The 13,118-nt window shown below is 65.5% G+C and carries 13 protein-coding genes and 1 riboswitch; of the genes, 8 read left to right on the top strand and 5 right to left on the bottom strand.

Translation table 11 applies throughout. From position 1 onward, the window contains the following. Positions 1–77 precede the first annotated feature (77 nt). Positions 78–938: a hypothetical protein gene (locus E3O46_RS06480; protein ID WP_166791032.1), complete on the top strand. Its 861-nt coding sequence runs from the start codon at positions 78–80 to the stop codon at positions 936–938. A 12-nt stretch (positions 939–950) separates the two neighbouring features. Further along, positions 951–1,337 (top strand): LysM peptidoglycan-binding domain-containing protein, encoded by a 387-nt coding sequence (locus E3O46_RS06475; protein WP_166788252.1) that lies wholly within the window; start codon positions 951–953, stop codon positions 1,335–1,337. 134 nt (positions 1,338–1,471) lie between these two features. Here the strand turns inward: E3O46_RS06475 and E3O46_RS06470 are convergent, their stop codons facing one another. After that, positions 1,472–1,798, bottom strand: coding sequence for a DMT family transporter (locus E3O46_RS06470; RefSeq protein WP_134450272.1), 327 nt, complete (start codon positions 1,796–1,798; stop codon positions 1,472–1,474). A 12-nt stretch (positions 1,799–1,810) separates the two neighbouring features. Continuing rightward, positions 1,811–1,873: riboswitch (guanidine-III (ykkC-III) riboswitch) on the bottom strand. 157 nt (positions 1,874–2,030) lie between these two features. Further along, positions 2,031–2,606: a TetR/AcrR family transcriptional regulator gene (locus E3O46_RS06465; protein ID WP_134450202.1), complete on the bottom strand. Its 576-nt coding sequence runs from the start codon at positions 2,604–2,606 to the stop codon at positions 2,031–2,033. Between the two features lie 123 nt (positions 2,607–2,729). On the opposite strand from E3O46_RS06465, the gene E3O46_RS06460 reads away from it, so the two are divergent. Together E3O46_RS06460 and E3O46_RS06455 are read left to right on the top strand one after the other, a co-directional pair. Next, positions 2,730–3,347 (top strand): NADPH-dependent F420 reductase, encoded by a 618-nt coding sequence (locus E3O46_RS06460; protein ID WP_134561344.1) that lies wholly within the window; start codon positions 2,730–2,732, stop codon positions 3,345–3,347. Positions 3,348–3,473: 126 nt separating this feature from the next. Continuing rightward, on the top strand, positions 3,474–4,364 hold the full coding sequence (locus E3O46_RS06455; protein ID WP_134561343.1) for an aldo/keto reductase: 891 nt from the start codon (positions 3,474–3,476) through the stop codon (positions 4,362–4,364). A gap of 111 nt (positions 4,365–4,475) precedes the next feature. Here the strand turns inward: E3O46_RS06455 and E3O46_RS06450 are convergent, their stop codons facing one another. Then, a complete protein-coding gene (locus E3O46_RS06450; protein ID WP_134561342.1) occupies positions 4,476–6,482 on the bottom strand; it encodes an oxidoreductase in 2,007 nt (668 codons plus the stop codon). Between the two features lie 118 nt (positions 6,483–6,600). Between E3O46_RS06450 and E3O46_RS06445 the strand changes: the two genes are divergently transcribed. Beyond that, entirely contained in the window at positions 6,601–7,086 is a 486-nt protein-coding gene (locus E3O46_RS06445; protein ID WP_198413690.1) for a MarR family winged helix-turn-helix transcriptional regulator, read from the top strand. Positions 7,087–7,181: 95 nt separating this feature from the next. Here the strand turns inward: E3O46_RS06445 and E3O46_RS06440 are convergent, their stop codons facing one another. Further along, positions 7,182–8,663: a CitMHS family transporter gene (locus tag E3O46_RS06440; protein WP_241987350.1), complete on the bottom strand. Its 1,482-nt coding sequence runs from the start codon at positions 8,661–8,663 to the stop codon at positions 7,182–7,184. A 222-nt stretch (positions 8,664–8,885) separates the two neighbouring features. Between E3O46_RS06440 and E3O46_RS06435 the strand changes: the two genes are divergently transcribed. The 3 genes from E3O46_RS06435 (at position 8,886) to E3O46_RS06425 (ending at position 12,407) form a co-directional block, all read left to right on the top strand. Continuing rightward, positions 8,886–10,559, top strand: coding sequence for a sensor histidine kinase (locus E3O46_RS06435; protein WP_174775118.1), 1,674 nt, complete (start codon positions 8,886–8,888; stop codon positions 10,557–10,559). Beyond that, a complete protein-coding gene (locus E3O46_RS06430) occupies positions 10,556–11,212 on the top strand; it encodes a response regulator (protein WP_134561339.1) in 657 nt (218 codons plus the stop codon). The genes E3O46_RS06435 and E3O46_RS06430 overlap by 4 nt, the downstream gene beginning before the upstream one ends. A gap of 247 nt (positions 11,213–11,459) precedes the next feature. Then, on the top strand, positions 11,460–12,407 hold the full coding sequence (locus tag E3O46_RS06425; RefSeq protein ID WP_241987345.1) for a patatin-like phospholipase family protein: 948 nt from the start codon (positions 11,460–11,462) through the stop codon (positions 12,405–12,407). 27 nt (positions 12,408–12,434) lie between these two features. Here E3O46_RS06425 and E3O46_RS06420 read toward each other — a convergent pair whose 3' ends face one another. After that, positions 12,435–12,920, bottom strand: a complete 486-nt coding sequence (locus E3O46_RS06420; protein ID WP_134561338.1) for a cupin domain-containing protein — start codon at positions 12,918–12,920, stop codon at positions 12,435–12,437. Positions 12,921–13,118 lie beyond the last annotated feature (198 nt).

Below are 13,118 nucleotides of genomic sequence, written 5' to 3'. Positions count from 1 at the left end.
GCGCGTTGAAATTTTCTGACCCGATCAGGGGCAATTTGCCGTGAATTGCCCGCGGATGGCGTTCAATAGTCATGGGGGTGGTCATGAAGACTGCGGGGGAGTCCGATCTGGTTTTTTCGCGCGGGTCGAATAGTGCGGATCGCCGCGCGTTCGGGTTGCTGTTCGACCGTGTCCGCTCTTCGGAAGCGACGGCACCACCGTTCTCGGCACCTTCCGCGTCTATCCCTGACGGCAGTATCCATCGGGTGCGCCCAACACTGAAGGTCCCGGCTCCGCGCCCGGCACGGGTGTCCTGGAAGGTCCTTGGCATTGCGCTCGTGCTCCTCGTGCTGAGCGGATGCGCCGCCGCGCCGGTCGCTCCACCGTCGGCCACGCCCATCCCGGCGCCCATCCCGCCCGTGATGACCGAGGCCGCCCGGCAGGAGCTGGCCGATCAGGCGCAAACTGCCTTGCGCGACGGATTCGTCGCCAGCTATCCGGACGTGGCCGTGCCGACGGCGACGCGGGAGAGGTTCCTGAGTCTGGAGGAAATCCCGTCGGTGATCGCCGCCTGCTTGACCGCCGCAGGAGTCCCTGCGGTCGCGAGCCCTGAGGGCGGCATCGAAACCTACGTGGCGCTCGGCGACGAGGAGCGTCATGCGATCGCGGACTACGTCTGCAATACCCGGTTTCCCAGCGACCCGAAGAACTCCGTTCCGCTGAACGAGTCGCAGATCACCTACCTCTACCAGTACCAAACAACGGTCCTCATGCCGTGCCTGGAAGCCGCCCACATCCGGGTTGATCCGCCACCGACCCTGGAATCCTTCATGGCCAACTACACCGGCCAAGGCCCCGCAACCGTGACCTGGCAGCCCTATGCACACATCGACCAGGGGCCCCCCGATCAAGGCATCTACAAACAATGCCCACAAATGCCCGAACACCTCAGGGACTGAACACCCATGGCAATGGACGCCCACCGAATCATTGTGACCACCGCACTGACGCTCACGCTCGCGGCTGCACTCGCCGGGTGCGCAAGCTCGACAAGCATTAACGGCAGCACGCCTGCCTCGTCTCCGACAAGCACGCCCTCGCCGACGGCAACCTCGCACCTGTCGACGTACCCGACGCCGCGAGACCAAGGGCCGTTTGAGGGCGCAGAAGGGACCGCGACGACGGACAGTTCGGGCAAGATCATCTACACCGTCGTCAGCGGGGACTCCGCAAGCACGATCGCCACTCGCTTCGGCGTCTACCCCGAGCAGGTCGAGACCCTCGTCGGCGGCAAAGTCGGGATGTCCACCATCCATCCCGGCGACAAACTCCAATTCGGCACCCGCGGCTACACCTGATCGATCGTCAACGATGCCGCGCTCGACCCGTGGCACGAAGCGGTGAGCCCAATGCGCTTCGAGGCGTTGGTTCCAGCCGTCGGGCACGGACATTCGCCGGTGAAAGCGAACGGCCGGGGTATCTGTTTTGAATGCTAGTGACCGGCGTCGCTCACGAGCTTCAGTCCGATCACGCAGCCGATCAGTCCCAGGAGGAGCACGATCTTGAGGATGCTGAGCGATTCGGTCCCGGTGACCATCGCGTAGACGACGGTCAGCGTCGCACCGATCCCGACCCAGACGGCATAGCCGGTCCCGATCGGGATCTCTCTCAGTGCGAAAGCGAGTCCCGCCATGCTTGCGATGATCCCCGCACCGAACACGAGGGTCGGGACGAGCTTTGTGAATCCCGCCGACTTGCCCAGGGCGGTTGCCCAGACGGCCTCGAGAACTCCGGAGAGGGACAGAACGATCCACGGCAACATGATGACTCCACTGGCAAGTCTTGTCGCGTACCGGGTACTTGGCCATCGTCCGGGAACCGTCAGGGGCTCTGCGGCCATTCTGCTTGAGCGCCCTGAGCAACGCCTGATCACCGCGCCAGGCCGGCGGTTTCACTGCCAGGACACGCGAGTCTCCACTCCCGTGTCCTCCGGAGCGTTGCCGCCGGTGACACCAAAGCTCGGACTGTCGTGCGTCGACGAGGATCGATGCTTATGCCGACGCCTTGGGGAGGGCGTCGTCGATGAGGACGACCGCGATGGCGGCCGCGGTGGCAAACGTGTCGGTGTTGAGGACTCGGCTGCGAGCCGAGGCACCGTCCAGGAGCAGTGCCAGTTGCTCGCCGAGCTGTTCGGGGTTGGTGGCGCCGCCCTCGCGGGCGGTATCAGCGAGCCGGGCGGCGAAGCCCTCTTTATAGGTGCGGGCGAAGACGCGTGCTGGATGGCCCGGGTCCTGGATTTCGACGGCAGCCCCGATGAACGGGCACAGGGGGGAGTGGATGTCGAAGATGGCGAGGAGTCGCTCGCGCGGCGTCAGGTCGGAGCGGTCGAAGACTTCGGGCAGGATGTCGGGATCGAAACGGCGCAGATACTCGGCGATGAGCTCGTCCTTGCCGTCGAAGTGCTGGTACAGCGTCCGCTTGGAGACCCCGGCCACCGCACAGAGTTGGTCAACGCCGGTGCAGTTGATGCCTTGATCGGGAAACAGTTGCTGGGACGCGCTGAGAAGGCGCTCTCGAGCGCCCCTGCCGCTCCGCAGGCCGCGCGGTCCCTTCTCCAACTCCGTCATAGTCCCTAGCGTAGCCCGTTGGTACCGATCGGTGTGCATAGCTTGACTCGCCGCGCATCAGCCCGTTAGGTTAGGTACTCAGATCGGTGTACATACATCGACGCGGCGATTGGAAGACACCTCATGACCACCATCAGCATCATCGGCTCGGGCAACATGGCGACCGCCATCGGCACACGGGCGGCGAAGCACGGCCACACCATCGAGTTCATGAGCCGCAACGCCGCCAAGGCGCAGGCCCTCGCCGAACAGATCGGCAACGGTGCCACCGTCGGCGCGTTCGGCGCACGGCCGGCGGGGGACATCGTCATCGTGGCCGTCCTCTACGCCGGCGCCGTTGACGTGGTCGCGCACTACGGCGATGCGCTGGCCGGCAAGATCCTCATCGACATCACCAACCCGTTCAACGCTGACGCCAGTGGAGTCGTGACGACCCCGGGCAACTCTGTGTCGCAGCAGATCGCCGCGGCCGCCCCCGAGGGCGCACACGTCGTGAAGGCATTCAACACGATCTTCGGCGGCGTCATTGCGGAAGACAAGGCCGTCGATGTGTTCTTCGCCGGCGACAGCGCCGCGGCGAAGGCCGAGGTCGCCGCGTTTGTGGAGAGCCTGGGCATGCGGCCCCTCGACGCAGGAGCGCTTGAGATGGCCCACGCCCTTGAATGGGCCGGCATCCTCCTGGTGGGCCTGGCCGCCCATGGCGCAGGCTTCGACATCGCCATGGGCGCGAAGGTCCTCTGACGATTCTCTCCAACCGCGTGCCCGGCAACGGTGGTGAGCAGGCCTCGCCGGGCAGCGGGCCGGGGTAGCTCAGGGAGGTACTGAGCCACCCTCCCTCGTTGACGGGACCGCACGTAGCCTCGAATCATGACTACTTCGTTCACCCTCAACAATGGCGTCGATATCCCCGCGGTAGGTCTCGGGGTCTTCCAGAGCTCCGCGGAGGACACCGCGGCCGCCGTCGAGACCGCGCTGCGTACCGGGTATCGCCACATCGACACGGCTGCCGCCTACATGAACGAGCGGCAGGTCGGCGAAGGACTGCGCAACTCGGGTGTCGATCGCGCCGAGGTCTTCGTCGAGACCAAGGTCTGGATCAGCCAGTACGGCTACGAGGAGACCCTGCACGCCTTCGACGTCGCGACCGGCAAGCTCGGCCTCGACTACCTCGACCTCTTGATCCTGCACCAGCCGGTCCCGCTGAGCTTCGACAAGACTCTCGAGGCCTACCGCGCGCTTGAGACCCTCCTCGCCGAGGGCAAGGTGCGGGCGATCGGCGTGAGCAATTTCAAGCCGAAACACCTCGATGCGCTCCTCGAGGCGCGCACCATCGTCCCTGCCGTCAACCAGATCGAACTGCACCCGTACTTCGTGCAGAAGGAGACCCAGGCGGCGGATGCTGCCCGCGGCATCCTGACCCAGGCCTGGTCCCCGATCGGCGGCATCAACTTCTACCCGGGCTGGGGCGACGGCACTGCGAAGAACCCGCTGCATGACCCGGTGATCGAGGCGATCGGAGCCGTGCACGGCAAGTCGGCGGCGCAGGTCATGATCCGCTGGCACGTCCAGCAGGGGCGCAGTGCCATCCCGAAGTCGATCACGCCGTCCCGCATCGTCGAGAATTTCGACGTCTTCGATTTCGAACTGACGGATGCCGAACTTGCGGCGATCGACGGGCTCGACCTCGGCATCCGCCGCGGCCCCGAACCCGACACCCGCCGCATCGACGAGAACCGCTTCGTGATTCCGGAGGCGTGAACACGATGGCGATCAGCGAACAGGCACAGATGACGCGCTCGTCACCGCACAAATCACGGTGAAGGCCCCGCACCCACGCTCACGCGGGATGGGGGCCTCCACTGATGACGATCAGATGTTCTTCGTGACCTCATAGGCATTCCAGATGGCGTACATGATGCTGGAGACCTCGCCAGCATCTCCGATCAGGTGCAATTCGGGACCGGAGAAGCGCAGCTCCTCGTACAGTGAGCGCTCCGAGACGTAGCCGACGGCCACAACTGCCGAATCCGCCATCAGGACCGTCTCCTCGTTGGTTTCGCGGTCCTTGATGACGAAGCCGCCATCGCGGGCGCCGGTTACCATGCTGTTCACGACCAGGTCGACGTTCTTGAACGCGATGAGGTCCCGGATCATGTCGGAGTTCGCGGTGCAGAGTGGGCCACCGAGCTGCAGGATGTCCGGCTGGTATTCAACCAGAGTGACCTTCTTGCCCAGGCCCTCCAACCACAAGGCCAGCTCGCAGCCAACGAGGCCTCCACCGATGATCACGGCTGATTCGCCGACGTCTTCCTTCAGGAGCAGGACGTCTTCCGCCGTGAAGACCCTGTCGGAGCCCTCGAGGGTCATGCGCTTGGGCTTGGAGCCCGTGGCGATGATGACACAGTCGTAGTCGCCGGCCTCAACCTGTTCCTGGGTCACGGTGGTGTTGTAGTGAACGGGGATGCCCATGGTCACCAGTTCGTTGGTGTACCACCGGGCCAGAGCGAGGTCGTCTTCCTTGAAGTCAGGCGCTCCGCCGGGAATGAGGTTGCCGCCGAGGTGATCGGACTTCTCGAACACGTCGATGACGTGGCCGCGCAGGTGGAGGTTGCGGGCTGCTTCGCAACCGGCGACCCCGCCGCCGACCACCATGATCTTCTTCTTGGTGACCGCGGGCTCGAGGGCGTAGGTCTTCTCGCGACCGGCGGCCGGATTCACGGCGCAGGAGATCGACGTGAAGTGCTGCAGACGGCCCATGCAGGCCTCCTGGCAGGACAGGCACGGGCGGACCGTGTTGTACTTGCCCGCACGGATCTTGTTGGGGATGTCGGGGTCGGCGAGGAGCGGGCGGGCCATGCCGATGAAGTCGGTCTGTTTGTTCCGGATGGCGTCCGAGGCGAGGTCGGGATCTTCCATTCGTCCGGCTGTGATCACGGGGATGTCGACGTGGCGCTTGAGGATTTCGTTGTATGGCAGGTAGAGGCCCTTGGCCTGGTACATCGGCGGGTGGGTCCAGTACCAGGAATCGTAGGTGCCGACATCCGCGTTGAGGCAGTCGTAGCCGGCAGCCTCCATGGCCTTGGCCGTCTCGATGCCTTCTTCGATGTCGCGGCCTTTTTCCTCGAATTCCTCGCCGGGGAGTCCTCCCTGGCGCCAGTCCTTGATCATCGACTTGAGGCCGAAGCGCAGGGAGACCGGGTAATCCGCGCCGCAGGTCTTCTTGATCTCCTGAACGATCTCCGTCGCGAATCGGAGGCGATTCTCCAGCGATCCGCCGTACTGATCGGTGCGCTGGTTGAAGAAGGAGATCGCGAACTGGTCGAGCAGGTAGCCCTCGTGGAGGGCATGGATCTCGACACCGTCGAACCCGGCTTTCTTGCAGACCAGGGCGGCCTCACCGAACTTCCTGACGATGTAGTGGATCTCGTCAACGGTCATCTCGCGACAGACCACTCCGTCGATCCAGCGGTGGGGGATGGGTGATGGAGCAATGGCCGTCTTGCCGAGAATGGAGGGAATCGACACGCGGCCGAAGCCTCCGGTCAGCTGGCAGAAGAATTTGGCGCCGTATGCGTGCACACGCTCGGTCATCTGCTTCGCGTTCTGGATGAAGTGGTTCGGGTTCAACGTGGCGCAGGGGAGGGAGGGCAGGGAGCAGACCTCGACCTCGTTCTCGACCATCGTCGTACCCGTAATGATGAGACCGGCGCCACCCTTGGCTCGCTCCACGTAATAGTCCGCGGCACGCTCCGTGTAGGCGCCCTGTTCGTCGCAGAATCCGCCGGGGCCCATCGGCTCCATCACATAGCGGTTCTTAATCTCCAGGTTCTTAATTTTCAGGGGTTCGAATAGGACGAGGTATTTTTCTTCAAGCATCGTCAGGGCCTTCTCTCAGGGCGATTTCGGAAACGGTCGCTTCCTGAAATTCGCGTTAAACTGAGATTGCCACAAACCTATGTTTGTGGCAAACCTACATCGATACCGGAGGCTGTCCGTGAGCGAGATCGCGACCGAACTCACCCGATTGCTCGGGCCTTTGCGTCGGGAGATGTCCCGGGCGACCCGGGCCGCCGAAGACTTGCCGGACATCCCCGAAGCGCAGATTGAGCTGCTGCGAGTTCTCGTCGCCTCCGGCCCGGTCAATACCCGTGACGCCGCGATCGCTCTCCGCATCGCTCGCCCGACCGTCAGCAACCTCGTGAAAGCCATGACGGCGGCTGGATTGGTTGAGCGCGCCTCGACCGGGGACCTCCGCTCAGCGATACTCGTCGCGACGCCCCACGCGAGGGACATGCTCTACCGGTTCGACCGGACGAGCACGGCGACCGTGGCCGCGGCCATCGACATGCTCTCGCCCGCCGAACAAGACGTTCTGGCGTCCGCGATTCCCGTACTCAACATATTGCGCGATTTGTTTGAACACGCCGCCCGACCGGCCCCATCGGCTTCCGATGCATCCGGTGACCCACTGAGGACTTGAGCCCGGTCTCAGTTTCGAATCCCGTCGGCCCGACCACGAGTCCCGGAGACGCACAGGTCTCCGGGACTCTCTGGCTTTCCGGGTTGTAACCGCGTTCAGCCGAACGGGACGGCGCCGACAAGCACTCCGACGACCAGCATCACAAGCGAGATCACGCAGGCTCGCCAGAGCACTTTCCTGTGGTGGTCGCCGAGGTTGACGCCTGCAAGAGAGACGAGCAGAAGAATGGCCGGTACCAGCGGGCTCTGCAGGTGAACGGGCTGACCGATGATCGAGGCGCGGGCCATCTCGACCGGGGAGATCCCGTAGGTTGCTGCGCTCTCGGCGAGCACGGGAAGAATGCCGAAGTAGAACGCGTCGTTGGACATGAAGAAGGTCATCGGAATGGAGAGCACTCCGGTGATGACCGCGAGGAACTCGCCCATCGATGCCGGCACGACCTGGACAACCCAGTCGGCCATCGCCGTGACCATCCCGGTACCGTTCAGCACTCCGACCAGGACGCCCGCGGCGAGCACCATCGAGACGACGCCGACGATGCTGGGCGCGTGCGCGACGATCTCGTCGGCCTGGCTGCGGAGCTTCGGAAAGTTGATCACGAGCGCCACGCCGGTGCCCACCATGAAGATATAGGCCAAGGGCATGACATCAAGCACGAGCAGCACCATGACGGCGACGGTGAGCGCGAGGTTCACCCAAATGAGTCTGGGCCGCAGCGTCGGACGATCCGCCCGCATCATCGTGTCGGCCATCATCGTGTCGTGATCTTCGGCGTCGAGCACCTTCTGTTCGGCCAGGGCCGTGTGACCCACCGGCACACGCTGGCCCGGCCGCACCGTCACGATGCCGGTCGTCGACAGGGTTGCCGCTGCACCCGGACTGACCTCCGTGCCGCGCACGACGCGGTTGCCGCCGAAGAAGCCGCGCCAGAAGCCGGGCGACGCCAGCGGGGCGGCATTCGCCTGCGCAGCCTGTGAATATTCGAGCGACCCGATGCGCTTGCGTTCGCCGAGCCCGAGGAACCAGGCGAACGCCAGTGCAATGATGACTCCCGTCGCAAGAGACGGCAGCATCGGCACGAAGATGTCGGTCGGCGACACGCCGAGTGCCGAGGCCGCCCGCACTGTGGGGCCACCCCACGGCACGATGTTGAGCGTGCCGTTCATCAGGCCTGCAACGCAGGTGAGTACGACCGGACTCATGCCCAGACGCAGGTAGATCGGCAGCATCGCTGAGGTCGTGATGATGAAGGTCGTCGACCCGTCGCCGTCGAGCGACACCGCGCCGGCCAGGATCGCTGTGCCGAGGACGACCTTGGCCGGGTCGTTGCCGAGGAAGCGGGTGATGAACCGGATGAGGGGATCGAACAGCCCGACATCGATCATGATGCCGAAGAACATGATCGCGAACATGAGGAGCGCCGCCGTCGGGGCCAGGTCCCCGATCGACTCGATGATCATGTCGCCGAGGCCCAGGCCGGCACCGGCGAAGAGGCCGAAGATCGTGGGGACGAGAATGAGGGCGACCATCGGCGTGAGCCGCCTGGTCATGATGAGCACCATGAAGGTGAGGATCATGGTGAATCCGAGGATGACGAGCACATCGACTCCTTTGTCTATGTCTGAATGGTGCAGCCGAGCCAGGCGAATCCCGATCGGCAGTCACTGCCGAGGCGTATGACGAATGGCCTGAAGCTTAGGCAGACCGATGACGAAGCATCCGGTATCTCCCTTTGCTGCACGTATTGCGCATATGGTTGGTTGTGCGCATTTTGCTCAATGCGCCGCAAGGGGGCGGAGATGCGGTTCTCGACGCAGATGCTGCTGCTGCAACTCGCCTGCGTGAGCGTGGTCGTCGTGATCTGCACCGGCGTGTTCGTCTGGATCGGCGTGCAACAGCTCCGGGCCGAGGCCGAGGCGTCGGCGCTGTCGATCGCCCGCACGGTCGCCGCCGACTCCGATGTGCGCGAGGGCATCGCCCGCGCTTCTGCAGACGTCGGCACGCCGACGAACGCGGGCCTCCGCGGCGGACCGCTGTCAACCCTCGCCGCGGCGGCAGAAGCCAATACCGGTGCACTGTTCATCGTGATCACCGACGATCACGGAATCCGATTCGCCCACCCCGAGCCTCAGCTGCTTGGAGCGGTGGTGAGCACAGAGTTCGCCGAGGCTCTGGCTGGACGCGAGACGGTGTCGTGGGAATCGGGCACCCTCGGCGAGTCAGCTCGCGCAAAAGTTCCTGTCCGCGATCCCACCACCGGCGCGCCGGTGGGTGAGGTGAGCGTCGGATTCGCTCCGAGCAGTGTCTTCAAGGAGCTTCCCCTGCTGCTGGGGGGCGTCGCGCTGGCTGCCGCCGTTGCCCTCGCATTGGGCGCTGTCGTGTCGTTCGTCACTCGTCGCCGCCTCGAGCGACTCACCCTCGGGCTGCAGCCCGAGGAACTTGCCGCGCTGGTCCAGAATCAGGCGGCGGTGCTCGACGGCGTCGGGGACGGAGTGCTCGCATCCGGACCGGACGGCGTCGTGACCGTCGCCAACGCGACGGCCGCGCGATTGCTCGGCATCTCGGACCTGGTCGGACGGCGCATCCGCGACCTGGAATTGCCGGGGCCGGTGGTCGCAGCCCTGGCCGGTGAGCCGAAGCCGCCGTCTCGGGGAAGGCGGGGAACGGATGCCGCCGATCCGGTCGTACTCGCCAACCATGTCGTCTACATCGACACTCACGTGGTGTCGCGGGCGAATCGGGACCTGGGCCTGATCGCGGTGATCCGCGACCGCACCGACATCGTGAGTCTCACGGATCGGCTGGAAACCGTGGCGTCGATGACCGACGCACTTCGGGTGCAGCGTCACGAGTTCGCAAACCGCCTGCACGTGACGGCCGGTTTGATGGATGCGGGCCGCGTGTCCGACGCTCGGGGCTACCTCGACGACGTGCTGCAGGCGTCACGCACCCCCGGCGGTCCGTTCGCCGGCGAGCACCTGACCGAGCCCTTCCTGGTGTCGCTGGTGGAAGCCAAGGCCGCGCAGGCCGGTGAGCGCGGAGTCCGCCTGTCGGTGGGTCTGGACTCACTGGTGCGCGGGGTCGTCTCTGCGGCCGAGGATGTGGCCACCGTGCTCGCCAACCTCATTGAGAACGCGGTGAGTGCGGCAGTGTGCGGTCAGCAGCCGGGTTGGGTGGAGGTGGAGCTGCTCGACGACGGTGACACGCTCGTCATGACCGTGGCCGACTCCGGGCAGGGCGTGCCCAACGGGGCACGCGTGTTCAGTGATGTGCGGAGCACGGACCTGGACCCGGACGCGGTACATGGGCGGGGCATCGGCCTTCCGCTCGTGCGTGAGATCGCGGCGCGCCTCGGCGGAGAGGTGTGGCTGGTCGACGCCGGAGGCCGGGAAGGACACGGTGCCGTGTTCTGCGCCCGGCTGCCCGGGGTCATGGGGGAGCAGGCACGCCCACTACAAGGAGAAGAACAATGACCGATCCGATTTCCGTCCTCGTCGTCGACGACGACTTCCACGTCGGCGGCCTTCATCGCGATATCGTCGATGCGTGTACCGGCTACACCGCCCTTGAGCCGGTTCGGGGAGTGCGGGCCGCGCGCGCGGCGGTGCGGGATTTGTCTCCCGACCTCGTCATCTGCGACGTCTACCTTCCCGACGGCGACGGGATCGCCTTCATTGCGGAGATCGACGTGGACGCGTTCATGATCAGTGCGGCGTCGGATGGCGCCACCGTGCGCCGTGCCCTCCGCGCCGGCGCGCTGGACTACCTCATCAAACCGTTCGAACCCGCGCGGTTGAGCGAACGGCTGGGGGCATATCGCCGGTTCCGCACCCTGGTCGCAGAGGACCGCCAACTCGACCAGGACTCCATCGACAGGGCCCAGCGGGTGCTGCACGGGCGGGATGGTGGAGTCGCGTCGGTGTCGCGGTCCACGACCGAGAAGTTGCTCATCGAACTGCTCCAGGACGGGGAATCGTCCGCAAGTCTGATAGCCGGCCGTGCCGGTCTGTCCCGCGCGACGGCGCAGCGGCACCTTGCCGCCCTGGCAACCCGCGGTGACGTCGACGTGACCCTTCGTTACGGTTCGACCGGTCGCCCCGAGCACCGATACAGCGTTCGACGCTGAGCATCGGGTTCTCAGGCGCATGCGGCGGGCCCGATGTGACAGGACCGGCGCCGCATGATCTCCCAGGAGGCTCATCGGTTGGCTCGCCGACCCCGAACCGGTAGAGTTCCCCTGAACGTGACACGATCTGAGGAGGTGAGCCCGATGCACACACTGTCCACTCTGGGCGCTCCTTTCGAGTTCACGATCGCGCGACTGACGTAGCCGTCGCGGGGAGCGCTTCGCGCACTCTCAGAAAGCTACGACTATGAATCAACACCGTTTGCACAATGCGGAGCCGATCTCACGCGACGCCTCCCGGCACCCTTCCCGCACGGCCCTGGTCCTCGGTGGCGGCGGATCGACGGGTAACGCATGGCTGATCGGGGTCATCGCCGGCCTGTACGAGGCCGGTCTCGATGTGACCGACGCCGATCTCATCATCGGGACCTCGGCCGGAGCGACAGCTGCGGCTCAGTTCACGGGCGCGAACCCCACTGACCTCCTGGCGCCCACCCTGATCGCCGTGCCCGTGCCCGTGTCTGCGCAGCGCACCGCCCCGGCCGGTTCGGACGGCCATCGCGCTCAGGGTGGTCCGGTGACCGATCACCTGGAACGTCGGCGCCGCATCATCGCCGCCGCCGAGGACGCGGCCGACATGCGCCGCAGAATGGGTGCCGTTGCGCTCGACCTGGCTGCGGCATCGGACCCGGCGGTGCAGGCCCGGTGGCGCGCCACCGTCGCCTCGCGCCTGCCCAGCCACGACTGGCCCGAACGAAGGGTGCAGATCACCGCGGTCAATGCGGATACCGGTGCGCCGGTAGTGTTCGACCGGCACAGCGGGGTCGATCTGGTGGACGCCGTGGCCGCCAGCAGTGGCTTCGCCTACGGTATCGGCGGCGGCCGATATATCGACGGCGGTTACCGGTCCAACGCCGAGAACGCCGATCTGGCTGCCGGGTACGAGCGCGTGCTGGTGCTGTCACCGTTCGGCGGCAGGGCACTGACGCCGGTGGAGTGGGGCCTGCATCTTGCAACCCAGGTCGACGCGCTGCGCGCAGGCGGCAGCCGCGTCGAAACGATCTTCCCCGAGAGCAGCGCCGAACACTTGTTCGGCGCCAGGGCCATGGACGTCTCGTTGCGCCCGTCCGCCGCCCAGGCCGGATTCGACCAAGGCCGGGTCCGTGCGGAGCGGCTTACCGAGTTCTGGCGCTGAAGGACGCCGCCTCAGGGCTCAGGAGCGCTACGAGGAGCTTGCTTCCTCGTCGGGGCGGGACGAGGCGGGTTGCTGTGTCCAGGCGGGCGGTGTGTCCGTTCCGGCCTTTTCGTCGGCCGCGGCGTCGGCGGCCGTCTTGTGGATATTCCCGGCGGCGTGGTGGACCGGTGCGTAGATGACGTAGAGGTTCATGGGTCCGTCACCGATATTGGTGACGTTGTGCCAGGTGCCCGCGGGGACGAGGATGCACCACCCGTCAGAAACGTCCTGCTCGAAAACGAGGTTGTCTTTCTCCGGCCCCATCTGTGCCCTCCCGGCGCCCGCATCGAGGCGCAGGAACTGGTCGGTGTCGGGGTGCATTTCAAGTCCGATGGATTCTCCGGCAGGGATGCACATCAGGGTGACCTGCAAATACTTGCCGCTCCAGGCCACGGTTCGATAGTTCGTGTTCTCGGTGGTGGCGGTTTCCAGGTCGAAAGAGTCCGGGTGGGGGCCGATGTCGCTGCGAGTCATGGTGGAGGTTCCTTTTTCTCGGGGGCTTACCCCCAGTCTCGTTGAATCGACTGTGGTTGGCTACCGTTCAGAGCCGTCACGGGTGTGTGCGCGGTGGCTGCGGTGGTTGGACGAACGGAGGGACGCCGCTCCTCCGCCGTCGATGCCCGCGCGTAGGCTGGATCATGGCATCGTGTGCCGCATCACTCACACACACTT

This window comes from Cryobacterium glucosi (assembly GCF_004402235.1).
In the GTDB taxonomy this organism is placed as follows: domain Bacteria; phylum Actinomycetota; class Actinomycetes; order Actinomycetales; family Microbacteriaceae; genus Cryobacterium; species Cryobacterium glucosi.
Note: the sequence above shows the minus strand (reverse complement) of the source record. Positions and strands in the feature narration are given on the sequence as shown.